Below are 21501 nucleotides of genomic sequence, written 5' to 3' on the forward strand. Positions count from 1 at the left end.
GCAGGAGAACCGTGGTTCACGCCTCACTTGTCCCGTGGTTGGACCCCGAGACGATCATCCACAGCGCAGGCCCGTGGGCCCTCCTCGTGGTGTGCGCAATCATCTTCGCCGAGACGGGTCTGCTGATCGGATTCGTCCTGCCGGGCGACACCCTGCTGCTCATCAGCGGTCTGCTTTCAGCGCCCGAGAAGATGTTCTTCCACGTACACGTCTACTGGGTCGCGCTCGCGATTGCGTTCGCCGCATGGCTCGGCGGCGAGGTCGGCTATCTCATCGGCCGGAAGACGGGCCCCGCGGTGTTCCAGCGCGAGGAATCGCGGCTGTTCTCGAAGGAGAACGTCGACCGGACCAACGCCTTCTTCGTCCGCTTCGGCGCCGCGGCGGTCATCATCGCCCGCTTCGTGCCGGTCGTGCGCACCTTCGCCCCCATCGCGGCAGGCGTCGGGAAGATGAACTACCGCAAATACTCGCTCTACAACGCGATCGGCGCGTTGGCATGGGGTGCCGGCGTCGTCTACCTCGGGTATGCCTTGCACTTCATCCCGCCGGTAGCCCGATTCGTCGAGAACTACATCGACCTGATCCTGGTCGGCGCGGTCGTCGTCGCCATCGTGCCCACCGGTCTTCACCTGCTGAATGTGCAGCGCAAGGCCAAGCGCGAGCAGGAGCGCACTCCGGCTACGAACGAGGCAGAGCCGCCAGCAGCGGAGTGATCGCCGCGAACGCGCGTGCCCTGTGGCTCACGCTGCTCTTGCGCTCGGGTTCCAGTTCGGCGGCGGATGCCCCGCCTTCGCCGTCTGGCAGGAAGATCGGGTCGTAGCCGAATCCGTTCTCGCCGCGTGCCTCGCGCGCGACGCGCCCCGGCCACACGCCCTCGACCGTCGCCTCGCGACCGTCGGCCACGAGCGCGATCGTGCACGAGAAGTGCGCTCCTCGATTCGCATCGGGCACGTCGGCGAGCTGGTCGAGCAGCAGCTGCAGGTTCGCCCGGTCGTCGCCGTGCCGCCCAGCCCAGCGCGCAGAGAAGATGCCGGGCGCGCCGCCGAGGATGTCGACGCAGATGCCCGAGTCGTCGGCGAGCGCCGGCAGGCCGGTGTGCGCCGCCGCCGCGCGCGCCTTGATCAGCGCGTTCTCGGCGAAGGTCGCGCCGTCTTCGACGGGCTCGGGGCCGTCATACGTCACGATCTCGAGTTCGCTCACCCCCAGAGCGAGGATCGTCTGGAACTCACGCGCCTTGTGCGCGTTGTGGGTGGCGAGGACGACCTTCACGCGAGCACCGCGCGCTGGATTTCGGCGAGTTCGGTGGTGCCGACGAGCGCGAGGTCGAGCAGCGTGTTCAGCTCGTCGCGGTCGAACGGAGCTCCCTCTGCCGTGCCCTGCACCTCGATGAACTTGCCTGAGCCGGTGACGACGACGTTCATGTCGGTGCCGGCACGCGAGTCCTCGACGTATGCCAGGTCGAGCATCGGCTCTTCCCCGACGATGCCGACCGAGATGGCCGACACCGAGTCGCTGAGCGGCTGCGCCTTCTTCCCGATGAATCCCTGGGCCCTGCCCCACTCGAGCGCGTCCGCCAGCGCGACGTACGCGCCGGTGATCGAGGCGGTGCGGGTGCCGCCGTCGGCCTGCAGCACGTCGCAGTCGAGCACGATCGTGTTCTCGCCGAGCGCCTTGAAGTCCACCACTGCGCGAAGTGACCGCCCGATGAGCCGGCTGATCTCGTGGGTGCGGCCGCCGATGCGGCCCTTCACGGCCTCGCGGTCGCTGCGCGAGTTCGTGGCTCGGGGCAGCATCGAGTACTCGGCAGTGACCCAGCCCTTGCCCTGGCCGGTCATCCAGCGCGGCACGCCGTTCGTGAACGACGCCGTGCACAGCACACGCGTGTCGCCGAAGCTGATCAGGGCGCTGCCCTCTGCCTGCTTGCTCCAGCCGCGCTCGATGGTGACCGGGCGCAGCTGCCCGGGGGTGCGCCCGTCGGCGCGCGTGGTGTCTGACAAGTCAGTGCCTCTCTGAACGGCTGAAACGGCTAGATGGAAGGAAGCTCGATGACGCCGGTGTGCACGAGATCGACGCGGGTGACGTCGAGCCCGAGCATCCGGTTCGCCAATCGCTGGAACGCGAGGGTGTCAGCCCCCGTCGCCTCGTAGTGGATCAGCGGCTCGGCGGCCGACTGCCGCTCGAGGCCGTCGCCCACCAGGATCCGATACACGTCGTTGGCCGTCTCGACGTCGCTCGAGACGAGCGACACGCTCTCGCCCATGACATACGAGATGGCGCCCTTGAGGAACGGGTAGTGCGTGCAGCCGAGCACGAGCGTGTCGACGCCCGCCTCTTTCAACGGGCGCAGGTAGTCGGATGCCAGAGCCAGCAGCTCGGGGCCGCTCGTGACCCCCGCCTCGACGAACTCGACGAACCGCGGGCAGGCGGCGGTGAACAGCTCGAGGTCGGGGGCGGCCGCGAAGGCATCCTCATACGCCCTCGAATTCACCGTGCCGACCGTGCCGATCACGCCGACGCGGCGGTTGCGGGTGGCCGCCACCGCGCGCCGCACCGCGGGCTGGATCACCTCGACGACGGGAACGTCGTAGCGCTCGCGCGCGTCGCGCAGCATCGCCGAGCTCGCCGTGTTGCAGGCGATGACGAGCATCTTGACGCCCTGGTCGACCATGAAGTCGAGCACCTCGAGTGCATAGCGGCGCACGTCGGCGATGGGCTTCGGGCCGTAGGGCGAGTGGGCGGTGTCGCCGATGTAGAGGATGCTCTCGTTCGGCAGCTGATCCCGCACCGCGCGCGCCACCGTGAGGCCGCCGACGCCCGAATCGAAGATCCCGATCGGCGCGTCGCTCATGCCCCCAAGTCTAAGTAGTGTGGCCGATATGACCGGTTCAACGGCTCTGCTGACCGACCGTTATGAATTGACGATGCTCGACGCGGCGCTGGCCGACGGCACGTATTCGCGCGAGTCCGTCTTCGAGGTGTTCGCCCGCAGGTTGCACGGTCGGCGCTACGGCGTCTTCGCCGGCACCGGGCGGCTGCTCGAGCTGATCTCGCGGTTCCGCTTCGGCGACGCAGAGCTCGAGTGGCTGCGATCAGAGCGCGTCGTCTCAGAGCGCACGCTCGACTGGCTGGCCGACTACCGCTTCACGGGAACGATCACCGGCTACCGCGAGGGCGAGGTGTACTTCCCCGGCTCGCCGCTGCTCACGGTCGAGGCGCCGTTCGCCGACGGGGTGATCCTCGAGACCCTCGTGCTCTCGGTGCTCAACTACGACTCGGCGATCGCGACCGCGGCGAGCCGCATGGTGCACGCCGCCGCCGGGCGGCCGATCGCCGAGATGGGCTCGCGCCGCGCCAACGAAGACGCGGCGGTCGCGGCCACCCGCGCCGCCTACATCGCCGGCTTCTCGGCCTCGTCGAACCTCGAGGCGGGGCGTGTCTGGGGCCTGCCGACCATGGGCACGGCCGCCCACGCGTTCACGCTGCTGCACGACACCGAGGAAGACGCGTTCCGCTCGCAGGTCGCGGCGATGGGCGTCGGCACGACGCTTCTCGTCGACACCTATGACGTCGAGCAGGGCATCGAGACGGCCGTCCGCGTCGCAGGCACCGAACTCGGCGGCATCCGGCTCGATTCTGGCGACCTGCCCAAGCTGGTCGGCAAGGTGCGCGCGCAACTCGACGCGCTCGGCGCGACGAAGACCAAGATCACCGTCACCAACGATCTCGACGAATACGCGATCGCCGCGCTCTCGGCCAGCCCCGTCGACAACTACGGCGTCGGCACCTCGGTCGTGACCGGTTCCGGGTCGCCGGCCGCGGGCATGGTCTACAAGCTGGTCGCGCACAAGACGGATGCGGGCGAATGGATTCCCGTCGCCAAGAAGTCCGACGGAAAGGCATCCGTCGGCGGCCGCAAGGTGCCGATCAGGCACCTCGACTCGTCCGGCACCGCGACCGCGGAGGTCGTGCACGTGCTCACGACGCGCCCGCCGCGTGCCGAGGGCCGCGAGCTGCTCACGACGCTGATGAGCGATGGCGAGGCGGATGCCTCGTTCCTCGGCCCCGACGGAGTGGCAGCGGCCCGCGCCCACAACGCCAAGGCGATCGACGAGCTGCCCGAAGAGGCGTTCCGGCTCGGCGCCGGCGACCCGGTGCTCAAGACCCTGTTCGTGTGATCTCATGAGCGACGTGGCCGCGACGCACCCCGACGAACCGCACCAGGGCGGCCTCGCCCAGCGGCTCAACTGGCTGCGGGCGGGCGTGCTCGGCGCGAACGACGGCATCATCTCCGTCGCCGCCGTGGTCGTCGGCGTCGCGGGTGCGACGACGGCGACCGCGCCGATCCTCGCCTCCGGCATCGCGGCGCTGGTCGGCGGCGCGCTCTCGATGGCCGTCGGCGAGTACGTGTCCGTCAGCAGCCAGAGCGACAGCGAGCACGCCCTCATCGCCAAGGAGCGCGAAGAACTCGCCACCATGCCCGAAGAAGAACTCGACGAGCTCACCGCGCTCTACGAGGCACAGGGCATCTCGCGCGAGACCGCCCGGCAGGTCGCCATCGAGCTGACCGAGAAGGACGCCCTGCGCGCGCACCTCGCCGCCGAGCTCGGCATCGACCCCGACGATGTGGTCAGCCCGTGGCACGCCGCGTTCGCGTCGCTGCTGGCGTTCCTCTGCGGCGGTCTGCTGCCGTTCATCTTCGTGCTCGCGGTGCCCGCGCCATGGAAGGTTCCCATCACCTTCGTCGCCGTGCTTGCAGCCCTCGTGCTCACGGGCACGATCAGCGCCCGCATCGGCGGCAGCTCGAAGCGCCTCGGCACCCTGCGCATCGTGCTCGGCGGAGCCGTCGCCCTGGCCGTCACCTTCGGCATCGGCGCGCTGCTCGGCACGACCGGCGCGGTCTGAGGCCGCGCGCCACCTACACGTTGATCTCTGCGGCGTTGCGCACCCCGCCGTCCGGCAGCTTCAGCAGGAACGCGTCGACGTACGAGATGTCATTGGCCTGGTGCCACGCCGTCGGGAAGAACGTCACGAGTCGCGAGACCTGGAACCGCACATCGAGCCCGTCGACGTACTGCTGCAGGTTCCGGTCGGTGTAGTACCAGAACGAGTTCTGGTTGTAGAAGGCGACGTGCGTCGGGTCCTGGAAGGCGCCACGCCCGTCCGTCGACGGCGTTCGTGAGATGAGGATGCCGCCGGGGGCCAGCAGCCGATAGATCTCCGTGATCAGCCCGATCTTGTCGGCCACGTGCTCGAAGAAGTCATAGGCGCGGATCACACCGACCGACCCGTCGGGCAGATCGAGGGGGTTCGGCAGGGTCGCGACGATGTCGACGCCCTCCGCCGCACGCTGGTCGACCCCCAGGAATCCCAGCGCCTTGTTGTGCGCTCCCCCGAAATCGAGGCAGAGCAGGCCTGCGCGCCTGGCCCACGCGACCGCATTGCCCTCGAAATAGCGGGCGTACAGCTCGATCGTCTCGCTCTGGATGCGCGCGTTGAGGACCGCGTCGCGCTGGGTGTTCGCCCCGTGCATGCGCTGCAGGTAGAGGCATTCGTCGAGGCGCACGAACTCGCCCCACTGGTAGAGGCGGCACATCAGGTCCTGGTCGTCGAGGATGTCACGCGCGGCGTCGTAGCCGCCGACCTCTTCATAGGCCGTGCGGCGGAACGCGCGCACGTGGTTCGGCGCGTACCAGATGTACGAGACGTTGTGCGGCGTCGGGTGGAACGACACGGGGTACTGCAGGGTGCGCTCGCCCAACTCGAGGTCGCGGTACTCCCACCCGATCCCCTCGCGGTAGCGGGTCTCGTCGCGCGAGCCGTCGGCGAGCATCGAGGCGCAGTGGCTGTAGACGAGGGACGCTGCAGGCGCCGACTCGAAGGCCGCCGCCACCTTCTCGAGCGCGGTCGGCAGCAGCTGGTCGTCGTGGTCGAGTTCGACGAGATAGCGACCGGATGCCTGCGCGCAGGCCCTGCTCTTCACCGCGCCGACCCCGAGCTTCGCCTCGGTCGAGTGGATCTGGATGCGCGGGTCGTCGACCGGCGGCGTCCACTCGGCGCCGCCGTTCAGGTAGATGATCCATTCCCAGTCGTCGACGGTCTGGGCGAGGATGCTGCGCAGGCAGTCCTCGAGGTAGCGCGGGTCGTGCGAGGGCGTGAAGATCGAGAAGCGGGGCTCCCCGGCGGATGGCGTGCTCACGTGCCCGGCGTCGGGGTGACGGTCGCGAGGGACGGGTCGAGCTTCACGGCGGACTTGCGCGCGGCATCCGCTTTGCTCTGATCTCCGTCAGCCTCGTAGAGGTAACTCAACCTCAGATATGCCGTGGACGCCTTCGGGTCGATCTTCACGATCTGCTCGTACAGGCTCTCGGCCTTGGCCGCGTCGCTCGGCTCGAGCACGATCGCCTCGTTGTACATCGCCGAGGTGAACTTCGGGTCGACCTTGATCGCCTTCTCGTAGTAGTCGATCGCGCCCTTGCTGTCCTTCTTGATCTGCGCGATCAGGCCCAGGTTGTAGAGCGCGTACTTGTTCTTCGCGTCGATCGCGACGATCGCCTTGACGGTCGAGGTCGCGTCGTCGTACTTCCCATCGCCCGCCTGCTTGATGCCGTTCTCAAGCATCTCGTTCTCGAGGGCGGCTTGCGACGACGTGGGGCTGGCCGATGAGGCGGCGGGATGCTTCGCCTTGTCGTCCCCGTGATCCGTGCACCCGGCGAGCGCCGCAGCGACGATGAACGCGGCGGCGAGAGTCGCGGCGGGCGTGTGCCATCCCGGTGTCTTCATCTGGGCGTTCCTCTTCTCATTGGAGTTGTGTGACGTTGACCCACGACTGGCCACCGGTGCCCGCGTCTGCGGGCTGGTTGATCGTCCCCGCGTTGTCCATCGAGGCCATCCGAAGTGTCACGACCGTCGGCGTCGTCACGACGATCACGGCGGTGGCGGGCCCCGCGGGATTGGCATAGCTCGAGCCGTTGTTGTTGCCCGAATGGCCCCCAGCGGCCCCGAAGTAAGTGCCGGCCGTGACGTTGTAGAACGCGTAGTTCATGCGGATTCCGGTCGGCGTCAGCACGCCCGTCGTCGTCTGCGATGCGCCGGCCGCTCCCTCGAGGTAGTAGACCCCCGGTTGCAGCGTGATCTGAGCTCCGGCATTCGAGACGTTCGCGTTGGTGTCGAAGACGGCGGTGCCCAGCGTGACATCTTGGCCGGCCGAGATGTTCTGGGTGGTCGACGACTCGAAGCGCGCGAACGGCGGCATAGAACCCTGCACACCCTGTGCGCCTTGCGCGCCTTGAGCGCCCTGTGCGCCGTCAGCCCCAGCGGCACCTTGCAAGCCCTGCGGACCCTGCGGCCCGACTGCGCCGATGTCTCCTTGCGACCCATCAGAGCCGGCGGCACCCTGGGCGCCGGTCTCGCCCTGGCTGCCCTGAGCACCTTGGGGGCCCGCCGCGCCCTGGAACCCTTGTGGACCGACATCGCCTTGCGGCCCCTGCGCGCCGTCCGCACCCTGCGCCCCTGTCTGGCCCTGAGCACCTGTCGCGCCCTGCGCTCCCTGGACGCCGTCGGCGCCCTGCGGGCCCTGGCTTCCGACGGCTCCTGTACCGCCCTGTGCTCCGCTCGCGCCCTGCACACCCTGAGCGCCGTCGCTACCTTGCGAGCCCTGGGTTCCCTGTGGGCCGTCCGCCCCTTGAGCGCCCTGCGCACCATCAGCGCCCTGGAAGCCCTGGGCGCCCGTTGCTCCCTGTGAGCCCTGGGCGCCGACATCGCCCTGGGCGCCCGTCACCCCCTGAGACCCCTGCGGCCCCTGCGCGCCGTCTGCACCCTGCGAGCCCTGCGCGCCCGACGAGCCTTGAGCACCAGCCGCACCCTGCGCACCGGTCGCACCCTGCGGACCGTCATTGCCCTGAGCTCCCTGGCTTCCGGCGACGCCCTGCGAACCTTGGAACCCCTGCGGTCCTTCCGAACCCTGCGCGCCAGTGGCACCCGCTGCGCCCTGGTCGCCCTGTGCGCCCTGTGCGCCCTGTGCTCCCGCCGCGCCCTGAAGCCCCGTCGCACCCTGCGCGCCAGTGGAGCCGGTCTCGCCCTGGAATCCTTGCGGCCCCTGGGCGCCGGCATCACCCTGCGGTCCGGTCGCGCCGGCCTCGCCCTGCGCTCCCGAAGCTCCCTGTGCACCAGTCGCACCCTGCAGACCGACCTCGCCCTGCGCGCCCGCGGCACCCTGCACTCCCTGAGGTCCGGTCGCGCCCTGCGCGCCGTCGGAGCCCTGCGCGCCCTGCACGCCATCAGTTCCCTGGTACCCCTGTGCGCCCTGGCTGCCCTGGGGCCCGGCGGCCCCCTGAACTCCGTCTGCGCCCTGGAAACCCTGGTAGCCCTGATTTCCCTGCGCCCCCTGGGGGCCGGCGGAGCCCTGGCCGCCTTCGCTTCCGATGCCCTGCGGGCCCTGCGCGCCCTGCACCCCGTCCGCACCCTGCGGCCCTTGATAGCCCTGGTTGCCTTGGAAGCCCTGCGCGCCTGCGGCCCCCTGCACCCCGGCGATCCCGTCGTTGCCCTGCGCACCCTGAGCGCCCTGCGCGCCGGCGGCGCCCTGATCGCCCTGCGCTCCGGCCACGCCCGGGTCGCCTTGCGCTCCTTGTGGCCCTTGCGGTCCCTGCGGTCCGACGTCACCCTGCGCTCCGTCGGCACCCGCCGCGCCCTGCGCACCGGTGTCACCTTGCGAGCCGTCGGCACCCTGCGCACCCTGCGCGCCGTCTGCGCCCTGGGGACCGGTGCCGCCCTGAGCTCCCTGGCTCCCTGCCGCACCAGGCTCGCCCTGGGGTCCGGCTGCCCCAGTCGCGCCCTGCGCGCCGGTCGCGCCGGTGCCTCCTTGCGCGCCCTGGCTGCCCTGACTGCCCTGAACGCCCTGGCTGCCCTGGAGCCCTTGCGGGCCGGCCTCGCCCTGCGCGCCCGCCGTTCCGGTTGCACCAGTCGCGCCCGTCGACCCCTGAGCACCCTGGGCACCCGTCCCGCCCTGAGCCCCCTGGGAGCCCTGCGAACCTTGCACGCCTTCAACACCTTGAGGGCCGGTGGCACCGGTCGAGCCCTGCGCGCCCGCGCTGCCCTGAACTCCCTCGACGCCTTGGGACCCTTGATAGCCCTGGTTCCCCTGCGGGCCCTGCGCGCCGTCGCTGCCTTGAACCCCCTGATAGCCCTGTGGGCCGACGATACCGGTCGCGTCGCCTGGCGCGCCCTGCGGCCCGGATGCCCCCTGCGGGCCCTCCGCCCCGGTCGCGCCCTGCGCGCCTTGCGCGCCCTGCGGCCCTGCTCCCCCGCCGCCGCCGATCACGACGACCCCGCCGTTGTTGCCTGCCTCGCCCTGCGGCCCGGTGCCCCCGCTGCCGACGGCGCCCGCAGCGCCCTGGGCACCTTGCGCCCCGGGCGCGCCCTGCGGCCCGGGAATCAGCGGAATGCAGGTGATGAAGACGAATCCCTGCGGGCCCGCCGCCGGCGGGTTGAAGAGCAGCGTGTACGTGTAGTTGACGCACGCATTGCCGTTGCTGTCGAAGATCGTCGAGCTCGGCATCGGAGTCGGCGACAGTGTGAACGTCGTCGTCGGCGTCGAGCTCGGGCTCGGCGTGTCGGCGAACGCAGGCGCGCCGAGACCGAGCAGCGAAAGGGCGGATGCCGCAACCGCGCCGCTCGCCATGAGCGGCTTCGCGCGTTTGCGGAACGCCGGGTTCACAACCCGGCCCACCCCTGAGTCATCCGACGCCACCTCACCCGAATGCGGTACAGCGATCGGGGTCAGGCTATGCCACGAAACCCGGCCTTGTCAGCCGTTTTTCGCCGTGTCGAGATGGATTCGAGACAGACCGGCTCGGCTCAGTCGGTGAGCGCGTCGTAGATCTTCTTGCAGTCGGGACAGATCGGGAACTTCTCGGGGTCGCGCCCCGGCACCCACACCTTGCCGCAGAGTGCCTTCACCGGCTTGCCCGTCACGGCCGACTCGAGAATCGCCTCTTTGCGCACGTAGTGCGAGAAGCGATCATGGTCGCCCTCTTCGATGGATTCCTGCTCGAGCAGCTCTTCGAGCTCGCGATCGAGAGTCGCAGTGCTGCCGCCTTCGAGGGGACCGCCCGGTTCCGAGATGCTCATGCGCCCAGTTTAGAAGCGAGTCGCCACATTGAACCGGGTCACGCCGCCCGAACCGCCGCCGCCAGCATCTGCGGCCCGCGCCGGTTGAAGATCGCAGCTCCGCCGAGCACTCCGCCGACCAGGGCGAGCACGCCGACGACGAGACCCGCCCACAGCGAGGCAGCGAACCAGCTCTCGTCCACGAACACGCCGAGCACCCCGAAAGTGATCGCCGGGGCCGACAGCACGAAGATGACCGCGATGCTGAAGCCCTGCACGGCCGCGGCCGCCGCCCCCACGCTCTGCGGCTGTGCGAACGGGCTGTCACCGGGCTTCGGCACGGGGTACGGCACGAGCGTCGACGTCACGCTCGAGAGACCGAGCCCCACGAAGAGCTCGCACACGGTCACGCCGACGAGCGCGAGGGCGACGTGCGCATCGCCGTAGAAGTAGACGGACACCGCCGTTCCGATCACGATCAACGGGACGCCGATGAACAGCAGCGGCACGAGCCGCCCGATGCGGTCGGCGAGCCCCGTCGTTCCGGCCACGATGTGCAGCCAGATCGCCGTGCCGTCGTAGGCGACGTCGTTGTGCGCCGCCCAGCCGAGGAACAGCACCATGATCGGCAGCGGCAGCAGGGCGGGGTAGTTCCCGGGAATCGCGTGCACCACCCCGAACGCGGCGAGGATGACGATCGGGATCACGGGAATCATGATGAGCGAGACCCAATAGCGGGCATCCCGGCCCCAATAGCTGAGGCTGCGCGCGGCGACCGCTCCCCACGCGGTGCCCGGCATCACGCCGAACCACCCGAGCCCCGAATACGTCTTCACCTCACCGGAACGCGACGGGGTCACGAGCATGTGGCCGACGAGCGCCCGCCACGCGAGCCACAGTGCCGCGAGCATCGCGAGCGCGATCAGCAGCTCGAGCACGGCGGTCCCGCCGTTGCCGACGGCCGTGTCTGCGGGAACGGCCCAGGCCGCGCCCATCGGCGACCAGCGCAAGATGTCGGCGAAGATCGTCACGACCGAGAGCCCCTGCGCGCCCCAGTCGACGTTCGACAGCGACAGCACGAGCGGTGAAATCAGCACGATGAGCAGCACGCCGATCACCCCGGTCAGCTCGCGCGCGCGGCGGGTGTCGAGCAGGAACCCGGCGACCGCTGTCGCCACGCGCCCCGCGAGCACGCTCGTCGCCGTGGCGATCACGGCGCTCAGGAAGGCGAGCAGCACGAGCCAGAAGCCGTGCGACCAGGTCACGACCGTCGCGAGGGCACTGATCGCGAGTGCGATGGCGGGCACCGACAGGATCGACCCGGCCGCGAGTCCGACGGCCAGCCGGGTGCGAGGGATGCCGAACAGCGCGAACTTGCGGGGATCGAGGGTGTCATCGACACCGAAGACGAGCGGTAGCAGCAGGAACCCAGTGGTCACCACCGCGCCCGCGACGATAACGATAGAGCGCACGGATGCCACGTCGGGCACGAATCGCGCGGCGATCAGCGCCGCGACCAGCAGCACGGTCATGCCGATGCCGTAGAGCGCCGCGATGACGAGCCCGACCACCTGCCAGGGGCTGCGGCGAAAGGCGCCACCGAGCAGAGCGAGCTTGAGCCGCAGGAAGCGGGGGACGTCGGCGAAGGCATCCGCCATGGAACTCGCGGCGCGCCTCGCGAACCTGCGCCCGTGTTCGACCGCCTGCTCGCGGGTCGGCAGCGTCACTCCGAGAAGCTGTGCAGCCACTCGAGGCCCTCCGCAGCCTTGCGCCCGCCGGCGAGTTCGACGAAGCGCTCTTCGAGGGTCTTCTGACCGCGCACCTCGTCGGCCGTGCCGGAGTCGAGCACGACGCCCGAGACCAGGATGGCGACGCGGTCGCAGATGCGCTGGATGAGATCCATGCTGTGGCTCGACAGCACGACCGTGCCGCCCGCTGCCACGTACTTCTGGAGGATCTCGGTGATGTTCGCCGCGGACACCGGGTCGACCGACTCGAACGGCTCGTCGAGCACCAGCACTCGCGGCGAGTGGATGAGCGCTGCGGCCAGCGCGATCTTCTTCGTCATGCCGGCGGAGTAGTCGGCGACCAGCCGGCCGACGGCGCCCTCGAGGCCGAACGCCTCGACGAGGTCGTTCACTCGCGTCTTGACCGTGTGAGCGTCGAGGCCGCGCAGCGTTCCCGAGTAATAGAGGAGCTGCGCGCCGGTCAGCCGGTCGAACAGACGCAGCCGGTCGGGCAGCACGCCGATGAGCCGCTTCGCGTGCTCCGGCTGCTTCCAGACGTCGACGTCGTGGACGACGACCTGGCCGGAATCCGGCCGCAGCAGGCCGCTCACGATCGACAGCATCGTGGTCTTGCCCGCGCCGTTAGGCCCGACGAGGCCGAAGAAGGAGCCCTCTGGAACGTCGATGCTCACGCCGTCGAGGGCGACGGTGCCCCCGAAGCGCTTGTACAGCTGGCGGATGCCGAGCGCAGTGGGCTTCGGTTCGGGAATCGGCTCTGGCGTCGGCGCCTGCGTCTTGGGCGCAGCCTTGCCACGCGGGGCACGCGGAGCGCGCGGTGCGCGGGGCTTCGCGGCAGCCGTGGTGCCCGACGCGCCGGATCTCGCGGCCGTGGTCGAGGTCTTCGACGCGGTCGCCGCGCGCGGCGTGCGCTGCGTCGTCTTCCGAGCTCGCGGGGTACGCGCCGGTGCGGGCTTTTCCGGCTCTGACGGGGGCTTTTGCGGCAGTGACTCGACCGGCGCAACCGGGTTCGCAACGGGGCCGTCTTCAGGCGCGGTCTCCGGAAGCGAGCTCATGTGGCCACCGTAGCAACTGGCCCCGACATCCGTCGCCCCCTGCGTCGAACGGGTTACGAAATCGGACGCCTACGAATGGCGCTCGGTCGGGTGGGGTAAACTGACGGTGAACACGTATTGGCTTTTTTAGGGAGACGACGTGACGAATCAGATTGTGATCCTGGCCGCCGGCATGGGTACTCGCCTCGGGCGCTCCCTTCCGAAGTGCCTCACCGAACTCGTCGACGGCCGCACGATCATGGGGCAGCAGCTCGGCAACATCGACGCCGCCTTCGGCAAGGAAGCCGACGTGACCATCGTGGTGGGCTACCGCGCTGAGGAGATCGTCGAGCGCTACGGCGACCGCGCCAAGTTCGTCTACAACGAGCAGTACGACCAGACCAACACCAGCAAGAGCCTGCTGCGCGCCCTGCGCGCGTCGAACAAGGGCGGCGTGCTGTGGATGAACGGCGACGTCGTCTTCGACCCGGCAGCGCTTGTGCGCGCCAAGGAGCTCATCGACCGCGACCAGAGCTTCGTGACGGTCAACACCTCCAAGGTCTCCGACGAAGAGGTCAAGTACACCGTCGGCGCAGAGGGCTTCATCGACAAGCTCTCGAAGAAGGTCGACCTGAACAAGGCCCTCGGCGAAGCCGTCGGCATCAACTACATCTCGAGCCGCGACAAGGCGGGCTTCATCCGCGCCCTCGACAAGGTCGACGCGCAGGAGTACTTCGAGGGCGGCCTCGAGCTGTCCATCCAGCGCGACGGCATCCTCGTCGAGCCGATGGACATCTCCGACCTGTACGCCGTCGAGGTGGACTTCGCTGAAGACCTGGAGCGCGCGAACCACCTGTTCGCATAAGCACGCTCGGCAATGACGAAGGCCCGGGGCATGACGCCCCGGGCCTTCGCTCTGTTTACTCCTTCGTGGCCACCGCGACCGGCCGGCCCTTGAAGCGCAGCCCGACGGCATCGCCGGCCTGCGGCTTGTCGCTCACGTCGTGCTGCACGGCGACCACGGCCTCGTCTGGCAGGCGCACGAAGGTGCGTCGCAGAGACCCGAGGAAGCTCGTCGACACGACGGTGCCGTGCAGCCAGGCATCCGCCGCCTCTGCATCGATCAGCGCCACGTCTTCAGGCCGCACGAACGCCGTCACGGCGCCAGCCTGCGGAACCTCGCCGAGGACGTCGAGGCGCTGACCGTAGACCGTGACCGCTCCCCCGGCGAGCTCGCCGGGCAGCTTGTTCGACAGCCCCACGAAATCGGCGACGAACGAGGTGCGCGGGTTCAGATACAGCTCCTCCGGCGTGCCGATCTGCTCGATGTTGCCGGCGTTCATCACGGCGACCCGGTCGGCGACGGCGAGCGCCTCCTCCTGGTCGTGGGTGACGAAGAGCGTCGTGATGCCGAGGTCCTTCTGGATGCGGCGGATCTCATCGCGCAGGCTCACGCGCACCTTGGCGTCGAGGGCTGACAGCGGCTCGTCGAGCAGCAGCACGCGCGGCCGGGTGACGAGCGCGCGGGCGAGCGCGACGCGCTGCTGCTGGCCGCCGGAGAGCTGGTGCGCGTAGCGCTCCGCGAGATGGCCGAGCCCGACGAGCTCGAGCGCCTCTGCAGCGCGGGTGCGCCGGCTTGCGGCATCCACCTTGCGCATGCGCAGGCCGAACTCGACGTTCTGCAGCGCGGTCATGTGCGGGAAGAGCGAGTACGACTGGAACACCATGCCCATGTCGCGCTTGTTCACCGCGAGCTGCGCGACGTCTTTGCCGTCGATCAGAATGCGGCCGCCGTCGATGTTCTCGAGGCCCGACAGGGCGCGCAGCGCCGTCGTCTTACCGCAGCCCGACGGCCCGAGCAGCGCGATGAACTCGCCCGGCTCGATGCGCAGGTTCACGCCGGTGAGCGCCTGGTGGCCCGCATAGGTCTTGACGACGTCGATCAGTTCGACGGCCGTGCCCGTGACCTCGAGGGCGGCGGCAGCTGCGGGGGCGGTGGTTTCGACGGCGGACATCATGCGCCCTTTCGCTTGGCGGGCCGGCTGAAGGAGCCGACGGCTCCGATCAGCACGAGGATCAGGAAGATGAGCAGCAGCGCCCCGAGGGCGAACGTCGCGGCGACGTACGGGTCGGCGTGCTGCAGCAGCGCGAGCGCGGTCTGGAAGGTGTTCTGAGTGAGGAACGAGGCGACCGTGTACTCGCCGAGCACCACGGACACCGTGATGAGGGCGGAGGAGAGGATGCCGCGCCGGAGGTTCGGCAGGATGACCGACCACACCGTCGCGAGCCACCCCGCGCCCAGCGAGCGCGACGCCTCGGAGAGCGTGACCATGTCGAGGCCCGACATGTTCGACTGGATCGGGCGGTAGGCATACGGCAGCACGATGATGCCGATCGCGAAGGCGAGGACCCACGCGACCGACCCCGTGACATGCCAGATCTGCTGATAGACCGGCACGAAGCCGACGGCGAGCACGACGGTCGGAATCGAGATCGGCAGCAGGCACACGAACTCGATGACCTGGCGCACACGGCGGTAGCGCAGCTCGGCGAGGATCATCGCGGGCAGCAGGAACACGACCATCAGCACGACGGTGACGACCGCGATGACGAGCGAGTTCTGGATGCCCTCGAAGAGCTGGTTGTACATGTAGGCCTGGCCGGGGTCGGTCAGGCGCTTCAGGTGCTGCAGCGTGAAGCCGTGCGTCTGCGCCGTCGGCCAGAACGCGAAGCGGAACAGCGAGTACAGCGGGTAGAGAAAGCCGAGACCGGCGAGGATCAGGATGATCGCGGCCGTCGTGCGGCTCGGCGTCGCGCCGACACGGGCCGCCCCAGAGGAACGACGCACGCGCGTGACCCCGCTCATCGCTGCCACCTCGCGGCGCGGCGCTGCAGCAGCGAGTACAGCCACATGACGAGCGCCATCACGACGATCATGCCGATCGCGAGCACCCCGGGCACGTGGGCGATACCCGGCAGCGTCTCGCTGCTCAGGTCCTGCTGCATGATGATCGGGATGATCACGCCGGTGTTCGTCAACGCCGATGCCGTGGCATACGACGAGAACGCGCCGGCGAAGACGAGGATCATCGAGCCGAAGAACGACGGCGCGAGCACGGGGAAGCCGACGTGCACCCAGTAGCTCCATCGCCCGCCGCCGAGCGTCGCGACCGCCTCGCCCCACTGCGGCCGCAGCCCGACGAGCGCGGGCATGAAGGCGATCACCATGAGGGGCACCGAGAAGTAGACGTAGACGAAGAACATGCCGCTGACCTGGTTGATGAGCGGCCCGGCGGTCCGATCGAGCGCGAGCGAGTTGATGTCGAAGCCGAACGCCTGCTTGAGGAAGAGCGTCAGCAGACCGGTCGTGCCGATCGTGGCGACGAAGGCGAAGGCCAGCATGACGCCGCCGAACTGGGCGAACACGGAAGCAGCGGCATCCGCCACGACACGCGTGAACCCGACCGGATTCACCGCCAGCAGCGCGACGCAGATGACGGCGCCGATCACGGCGCTCACGACCGCGGTGGCCAGAGAGAGGACGATCGAGTTCCCGAACGCCTTGAGGATCACAGGGTTCGCGTACGCGCCGAAGTTGGCGAGCGTGAACGTGCCCTTCTCGTCGGTCAGACCGCTCCACACCGCGAGCACGGTCGGCACGGCGAGGAAGACCAGGGTGTAGACGGCGAACGGCGTGAAGCCGAGCCAACCGAGCCGACGGCGCCGGGGCTGGACAGCCCCGGCGCCTGCGGACCGGTCGACCGCCGCGTCAGGTGCGACAACGGTCATGGTGTGGTTCCTTCGATTCCTGGCCTCAGCCCATCGCGGCAGGCCACAGCGACGCGATCTGCGTGCCGGCCTTGCTCGCCTGGTCTGCGGTCAGCAGCGTGACGTCCTTGGGAGCGTCGCCGACCTTCGCGAGGACGTCCTTGTCGACGGTGCCGTCCTGCTTCATCGCGTCGAGCATCGCGGGGTAGGCGCCGGCCGCGAGGTAGAGGTTCTGCACCTCGGGGGTGTAGAGGTACTCCTCCCACAGGCGAGCGGCGGCCGGGTCTGCGGCCCCCGAGGCGACGGCCTGGTTGTAGTACGAGCCGACAGCGGCGCCCGGAAGGACGACGGACTTGTACTTCGGGTTCCCGCCCTGCTCCGCGTCACCCCAGGCGACGTTGTTGAACGACCACTGCAGCACGACGGGGGTCTGGCCGTTGTTCACCGTCGCCTGCGAGGCGGTCGTGGGAACGAAGTTGCCGGCCTGCTTGAGCTGCTTGAAGAAGTCGACACCCTTGGTCAGGTCGTCGGCCGAGCCGCCGTTCTGGACGGAGGCGAGCACGACGTCCATCAGCGACTCGTTCGCCTTGACGGGCGAGTCCTTGATCGCGACGGCGTTCTTGTACTCGGGGCCGAGCAGGTCCTGCAGCGAGGTCGGGGCCTTCTTGATCTTCGACGAGTCGTAGCCGACCGAGATCAGGCCGGTGTAGTCGTAGAACCACTTGCCGTCGGGGTCCTTGAAGTTCGCCGGGATCTTGTCCCAGTTCTGGACCTTGTAGGGCGTGACGACGTCGGGGTTCGCGTTCAGCACCGTGGTGCCGATGTCGAACACGTCGGGAGCCGTCGACTGGCCCTTGTCCGCCTTGGCGGCGTCGACCTCGTCCTGGGACGAGCCGTCGGGGTTCTCCGAGTTGATCTTGATCTGCGGGTACTTCGCCTGGAACCCGGCGATGATCTTGCCGTAGTTCGCCCATGACGGCGGCAGGGTGATGACGTTGAGGTGGCCCTCCTTCTCGGCGGCCTGCACGAGGCAGTCGAAGCCGCCGAAGTCGGCCGCGCTGGTCGCCTTGGCGGCCTCGGCGGTCGAGAGGGTCTTGCAGTCCTTGGCGTTGGCGGCGCTCGAGCTGCCGCTGCCCGTCGCGCAGCCGGTCAGCGCGATGGCTGCCGCCGCGACGAGCGCGAGGGCCGAGCCCACGCGGAACTTGCTGTTCATTGCTCTCCTTGGGTTTGCAGGGGAATGTGGGGATGACAGGTTCTAGAGATCGAGAACGGATGCTGCGAGCCCGAGCGCCGTCGTCATGCCGATGCCGCTCGTCACCGACACCGCGGTCACGCCCTCAGCGGGATGCGCGACGAGGTACGGGCCGTTGGGGCTCGAGGCGTAGACGCCGCGCCACCGCCGCCGCACGGTCAACTCGGTGCCGAACAGGTCGCGGAACTCGGCAAGCAGCAGCTCGTCGCTCGCTTCGTCTTCGAACGGCGTCTCGGTGAGGCCGTAGTGGTGCGTGTCGCCGAGCACCAGACGCCCGGCCGCCTCGCTGTGCGGCAGGCGCTGCGTGAGCATCAGGTTGACGCCGTGCTCACCGAGCGCCGGGGCCTCGCGGGCCAGCGCGTCGCGCAGCGCCTCCGCCGCCTTCGTCTGGGTGAAGCCGTCGTAGCGCAGCAGCGAGGTTCCGGTGAAGACGCCCGGGTCGATCGTGACGCCGGCCGGGGCATCCGCCTCGATCATGCGCAAGCGGCAGCGCACGACGCCGTGCTTCTCTGCTTCACCTGGGAAGAAGCGGTCGACATCGTGGCCGACGGCCACGGTGACGCGGTCGGCGGTGACGTCGCCCGCGGTGGTGACCACGCGCCCCGTCTCGACGCCGAGTACGTGCGCGCGGTAGCGGAACTCGACGCCGAGGCGTGCGAGGTGCGCGGCGAAGGCGGGCACCGCGGTCGGCGCGTCGACCCGGAGGTCGAGGCCGAGCCAGGCGCCGCCGATGGCCCCGACCGGCGCGAAGCCGAGCCGCTCGGCGACCTGTGTCGGAGTGAGCAGCAGGTTGTCGTCGGTGCGCTCGCCGACGAACTCCTCGAGCACAGCGAGCTCTTCGGCACGACGCGCGATGATCACGGTGCCGGGCGCAGAGACCGGGATGCCGGCATCCGTCGCCAGCGTCAGCCACTCCTCGCGCGCCCGCAGCGCGTACTCGTATGCGAGGCCCGACTGCGCACTTGTACAGATATGCCCGAAGTTGCGGATGCTGGCGCCGACGGCGAACTCGTCGCGTTCGAGCACGACGACTCTGAGCCCGGCGCGCACCGCGTGCCAGGCGTGCGCCAGGCCGACGATGCCGGCGCCCACGATGGCCACGTCGAAGCGGTCAGGGGCGTCGCCGGAAGCAGCAGTCACGAGTGCCACACTGTCGGACGCCGAGTGGCGGATTCCACCTAGCGCGGCACTTGTCATGAGAAGTTCAAACAGGCGTACCGGCGCGGAAACGGTGGGTGAACAAACTGGCGTCTATGCGCGACCGGGGTGCCCGTGGGCACTTGTATTGAGACCGTGCGAATGCCCATTCACGTGGTCGTCGCCGACGCGATCCGCGAGCGCATCCGCTCGGGGGAACTGGCGGTCGGCGCACCGCTTCCGTCTGAATCCGAGCTCGGCGCCCAGTTCGGCGCGAGCCGCGGGCCGGTGCGTCAGGCGCTCGCGCAGCTGCGCAACGAGGGGCTCATCGAGACGAGCCAGGGCCGGGTGCCGACCGTGCTCGGCCGCCCGCTCGCGCAGTCGATCGATGACTTCTTCTCGTTCAGCGCGTGGGTGCAGGCAACGGGGCGCACCCCGGGGCAGCACACCATCGAACTGGCCTGGCGAGTGCCGCCTGCGGCCGTCGCGGAGAAGCTGAAGCTCGCGGCATCCGATCGCGCCGTCAGCATCGTGCGTCGTCGCTCGATCGACGGTCAGCCGGCCATGCTCGAGCGCAGCTGGTACATCTCGGAGGCCGGCCGTCAGCTCTTCGACTTCGACCCGGACGACGGGTCGATCTTCGGCACGCTCATCGAGCGCGGAGTGCCGCTCGACATCGGCACCCACACGATCGACGCCGTGGCCGCGAACGTGCTCGACGCCGAGCAGCTCGAGGTGCCGCTCGGCACTCCCCTGCTGCGTGTCGAACGCGTGACCACCTCGAGCTCGGGGCAGGTCATCGAATACGCGGAAGACCGCTATCGCACCGATCGGGCGAAGCTCGCGATTCGCAACTCGCGCACCACCTCGGCCGTGTCGCGGCCGAGCATCGCTCGACTCGCCGCCCCGTCAGGGCTGGCCTGATCAGAAAGGTGGTCGCATGACCATTCGCCTCGTCTCGCTCGACATGGCGGGAACCACCATTGCCGAGGCCGGCACCGTGTATGCCGTGCTGCGCTCGACCGTCGAAGACGCCACGGGCAAGACCATCAGCGACGAGCTGCTCTCGAAGTGGGGCGGCACGAGCAAGCACGCCGCGATCGGCGGCCTGCTCGAGGCCCTCGGCGAGAGCACCGACCGGCAGGACGAGCTGTTCGAGCAGTTCCGCACCACGCTGCGGGCGCAGTACCTCGCCGACAAGCCGACCATCATCCCCGGAGTGCGGGAAGCGGTCGCCTCGCTGCGCGCCTCGGGCGTCAAGGTCGCGCTGCAGACGGGGTACTCGCGCGACGTCGCCGAGCTGCTGCTCGAGATCGTCGGCTGGAAGGTCGGCTCGGGTGACGACGCCGACGTCGATGCTCTCGTCACCTCTGACGAGGTGCCGGCCTCGCGCCCCGAGCCGTTCCTGATCTACCGCACGATGGAGCTCACCGGCGTCGACACCCCGTCAGAGGTGCTCGTCGCCGGCGACACCGCGAACGACCTCGGCGCGGGCGTCGCCGCCGGCGTGCGCTACATCGTCGGGGTGCTCACCGGCGCGTACACCGCCGAAGAGCTCGGCCGCCACCGCCACACCCACCTGCTGCCGTCGGTGGCCGACATCCCGTCGCTGCTCGAGCGAGACGGCGAACTGCCCGCTTAAAGCGCGTCGCGCCAGGCGAGGGCTGCCTTGATCGTGTCGAGGTCCTTGCGGTAGTCGGGGCCCGAGATGCCGATCGTGAAGAGGCGCACCCCGGCCTCGACGAGCGCGTCGCCTGAGGCCGCGAGGTCGCCCTTGCCGAAGGTCGACGACAGCGTGATCTCGTTGACGTCGCGGCCGACCGCCTCGCAGTGCTGCGCGAGAATCGCCTTCTTGCGGTTCAGGGTCTCGAGGTCGCTGAAGCTGTGCCAGATGTCGGCGTGCTTGGCAACGATGCGCAGGGTCTTCTTCTCTCCCCCGCCGCCGATCAGCACCGGGATGTCGCGGGTCGGCGCGGGGTTGAGCTTCGTCCAGCGCTCCTCGATGCGGGGCAGCGATTCGGCGAGCGCGTCCAGTCGCGAGCCGGCGGTGCCGAACTCGTAGCCGTACTCGTCGTAGTCGCGCTCGAACCAGCCCGAGCCGATGCCGAAGATCAGGCGGCCGGTGCCCCCGTCGCGCGCTGAGATGTGGTCGACGGACCTGGCCATGTCGGCCAGCAGCTCGGGGTTCCGGTACGAGTTGCAGGTGACCAGGCATCCGAATTCGACATGCGTGGTCTGCTCAGCCCAGGCCGCCAGCATCGTCCAGCCCTCGAAATGAAGCCCGTCGGGCTCGCCCGAGAGCGGGTAGAAGTGGTCCCAGTTGAAGAGGACGTCGACGCCGAGCTGCTCGAGCTCGACGACGGTGTCGCGGATCTGCTGGTAGGACGCGTGCTGGGGGGCGATCTGAACGCCGATTCGTACCTGGGTCACGTTCCCGACCTTATACAGATGCGCCCCCTAG

The 21501-nt window shown here is 69.4% G+C and carries 21 protein-coding genes; 6 read left to right on the forward strand and 15 right to left on the reverse strand.

All coding sequences use genetic code 11. The features are described from left to right. The first annotated feature begins 11 nt into the window (after positions 1-11). Positions 12-713 (forward strand): DedA family protein, encoded by a 702-nt coding sequence (locus tag ABD736_RS05005; RefSeq protein ID WP_344790641.1) that lies wholly within the window; start codon positions 12-14, stop codon positions 711-713. Here the strand turns inward: ABD736_RS05005 and rdgB are convergent. The 3 genes from rdgB to murI are packed head-to-tail and all read right to left on the reverse strand — an operon-like array spanning position 679 to position 2848. Next, entirely contained in the window at positions 679-1269 is a 591-nt protein-coding gene (gene rdgB / locus ABD736_RS05010) for an RdgB/HAM1 family non-canonical purine NTP pyrophosphatase (RefSeq protein ID WP_344790642.1), read from the reverse strand. The genes ABD736_RS05005 and rdgB overlap by 35 nt on opposite strands. Beyond that, entirely contained in the window at positions 1266-1997 is a 732-nt protein-coding gene (rph, locus tag ABD736_RS05015) for a ribonuclease PH (RefSeq protein WP_344790643.1), read from the reverse strand. The genes rdgB and rph overlap by 4 nt, the downstream gene beginning before the upstream one ends. 29 nt (positions 1998-2026) lie before the next feature. Continuing rightward, positions 2027-2848: a glutamate racemase gene (gene murI / locus ABD736_RS05020; RefSeq protein ID WP_344790644.1), complete on the reverse strand. Its 822-nt coding sequence runs from the start codon at positions 2846-2848 to the stop codon at positions 2027-2029. 28 nt (positions 2849-2876) lie between these two features. Between murI and ABD736_RS05025 the strand changes: the two genes are divergently transcribed. Beyond that, the gene (locus tag ABD736_RS05025) at positions 2877-4175 is read left to right on the forward strand and encodes a nicotinate phosphoribosyltransferase (protein WP_344790645.1); all 1299 of its coding nucleotides are present in this window, start codon (positions 2877-2879) and stop codon (positions 4173-4175) included. A 4-nt stretch (positions 4176-4179) separates the two neighbouring features. Continuing rightward, the gene (locus tag ABD736_RS05030) at positions 4180-4902 is read left to right on the forward strand and encodes a VIT1/CCC1 transporter family protein (protein WP_344790646.1); all 723 of its coding nucleotides are present in this window, start codon (positions 4180-4182) and stop codon (positions 4900-4902) included. A gap of 13 nt (positions 4903-4915) precedes the next feature. Here the strand turns inward: ABD736_RS05030 and ABD736_RS05035 are convergent, their stop codons facing one another. The 6 genes from ABD736_RS05035 to ABD736_RS05060 form a co-directional block, all read right to left on the reverse strand. Further along, the gene (locus ABD736_RS05035; RefSeq protein ID WP_344790647.1) at positions 4916-6196 is read right to left on the reverse strand and encodes a glycosyltransferase; all 1281 of its coding nucleotides are present in this window, start codon (positions 6194-6196) and stop codon (positions 4916-4918) included. After that, positions 6193-6780 (reverse strand): tetratricopeptide repeat protein, encoded by a 588-nt coding sequence (locus ABD736_RS05040; protein WP_344790648.1) that lies wholly within the window; start codon positions 6778-6780, stop codon positions 6193-6195. The genes ABD736_RS05035 and ABD736_RS05040 overlap by 4 nt, the downstream gene beginning before the upstream one ends. Before the next feature lie 16 nt (positions 6781-6796). Beyond that, positions 6797-9724, reverse strand: a complete 2928-nt coding sequence (locus ABD736_RS05045) for a collagen-like domain-containing protein (protein WP_344790649.1) — start codon at positions 9722-9724, stop codon at positions 6797-6799. A gap of 128 nt (positions 9725-9852) precedes the next feature. Further along, positions 9853-10125, reverse strand: a complete 273-nt coding sequence (locus ABD736_RS05050; protein WP_344790650.1) for a DUF3039 domain-containing protein — start codon at positions 10123-10125, stop codon at positions 9853-9855. Between the two features lie 38 nt (positions 10126-10163). Further along, positions 10164-11852, reverse strand: a complete 1689-nt coding sequence (locus ABD736_RS05055) for a hypothetical protein (protein ID WP_344790651.1) — start codon at positions 11850-11852, stop codon at positions 10164-10166. Continuing rightward, complete coding sequence (locus tag ABD736_RS05060) at positions 11828-12904, reverse strand: ABC transporter ATP-binding protein (protein ID WP_344790652.1); 1077 nt, start codon at positions 12902-12904, stop codon at positions 11828-11830. Before ABD736_RS05060 ends, ABD736_RS05055 begins: the two co-directional genes overlap by 25 nt. A gap of 139 nt (positions 12905-13043) precedes the next feature. On the opposite strand from ABD736_RS05060, the gene ABD736_RS05065 reads away from it, so the two are divergent. Continuing rightward, entirely contained in the window at positions 13044-13748 is a 705-nt protein-coding gene (locus ABD736_RS05065) for a phosphocholine cytidylyltransferase family protein (RefSeq protein ID WP_344790653.1), read from the forward strand. Between the two features lie 55 nt (positions 13749-13803). On the opposite strand, the gene ABD736_RS05070 is transcribed toward ABD736_RS05065, so the two are convergent. From ABD736_RS05070 to ABD736_RS05090, 5 genes are read right to left on the reverse strand one after another with little or no spacing between them, the layout of a single operon-like run. Then, positions 13804-14898: an ABC transporter ATP-binding protein gene (locus ABD736_RS05070; RefSeq protein ID WP_344790654.1), complete on the reverse strand. Its 1095-nt coding sequence runs from the start codon at positions 14896-14898 to the stop codon at positions 13804-13806. Further along, positions 14898-15749 carry an ABC transporter permease gene (locus tag ABD736_RS05075; RefSeq protein ID WP_344790655.1) on the reverse strand — a complete coding sequence of 284 codons (852 nt, stop codon included), beginning with the start codon at positions 15747-15749 and terminating at the stop codon, positions 14898-14900. Before ABD736_RS05075 ends, ABD736_RS05070 begins: the two co-directional genes overlap by 1 nt. Further along, positions 15746-16672, reverse strand: a complete 927-nt coding sequence (locus tag ABD736_RS05080) for an ABC transporter permease (RefSeq protein ID WP_344790656.1) — start codon at positions 16670-16672, stop codon at positions 15746-15748. The genes ABD736_RS05075 and ABD736_RS05080 overlap by 4 nt, the downstream gene beginning before the upstream one ends. Before the next feature lie 25 nt (positions 16673-16697). Beyond that, a complete protein-coding gene (locus tag ABD736_RS05085) occupies positions 16698-17864 on the reverse strand; it encodes an ABC transporter substrate-binding protein (protein WP_344790657.1) in 1167 nt (388 codons plus the stop codon). 42 nt (positions 17865-17906) lie between these two features. Next, positions 17907-19043: a TIGR03364 family FAD-dependent oxidoreductase gene (locus tag ABD736_RS05090; RefSeq protein WP_344790658.1), complete on the reverse strand. Its 1137-nt coding sequence runs from the start codon at positions 19041-19043 to the stop codon at positions 17907-17909. Positions 19044-19202: 159 nt separating this feature from the next. Between ABD736_RS05090 and ABD736_RS05095 the strand changes: the two genes are divergently transcribed. Next, complete coding sequence (locus ABD736_RS05095) at positions 19203-19964, forward strand: GntR family transcriptional regulator (RefSeq protein ID WP_344790659.1); 762 nt, start codon at positions 19203-19205, stop codon at positions 19962-19964. A 16-nt stretch (positions 19965-19980) separates the two neighbouring features. Continuing rightward, a complete protein-coding gene (locus ABD736_RS05100) occupies positions 19981-20682 on the forward strand; it encodes a phosphonatase-like hydrolase (RefSeq protein ID WP_344790660.1) in 702 nt (233 codons plus the stop codon). Here the strand turns inward: ABD736_RS05100 and ABD736_RS05105 are convergent. After that, positions 20679-21470, reverse strand: coding sequence for an LLM class F420-dependent oxidoreductase (locus ABD736_RS05105; protein WP_344790661.1), 792 nt, complete (start codon positions 21468-21470; stop codon positions 20679-20681). The two genes, ABD736_RS05100 and ABD736_RS05105, sit on opposite strands and share 4 nt — an antisense overlap. Positions 21471-21501: the final 31 nt, after the last annotated feature.

The organism is Gryllotalpicola daejeonensis, from assembly GCF_039538145.1.
Lineage (GTDB): Bacteria > Actinomycetota > Actinomycetes > Actinomycetales > Microbacteriaceae > Gryllotalpicola > Gryllotalpicola daejeonensis.